Below are 242 nucleotides of genomic sequence, written 5' to 3' on the forward strand. Positions count from 1 at the left end.
TGGTACTGGTGGCCCTCTGTTTGTTTTGAATGGGGGACCTGGTTTTTCCAGTCATAATCTCCAAGGTCTGGCAAAAAAATTTGCCGAAGCCCACCAAGTTGTTCTTTTTGACCAAAGGGGTACGGGCTTTTCCGAATTGAATTCCGAAACTATTTACATGAAAGTCATGGTAGAGGATTTGGAGGCTCCCAGGAATCATTTGGGATATGACCAGATAAGTTTGTTTGGGCAATCCTTTGGTG

1 protein-coding gene is annotated in these 242 nt (G+C 44.2%); it reads left to right on the forward strand.

Annotation, left to right across the window (positions count from 1 at the left end; genetic code table 11):
- Window positions 1–242, forward strand: a 242-nt coding sequence (locus ACRHOZ_RS21300; RefSeq protein WP_431130365.1) for an alpha/beta fold hydrolase, incomplete at both ends; no start/stop codon positions are given.

It is taken from the genome of Flagellimonas flava (genome assembly GCF_050617915.1).
Classification (GTDB): domain Bacteria; phylum Bacteroidota; class Bacteroidia; order Flavobacteriales; family Flavobacteriaceae; genus Flagellimonas; species Flagellimonas flava_A.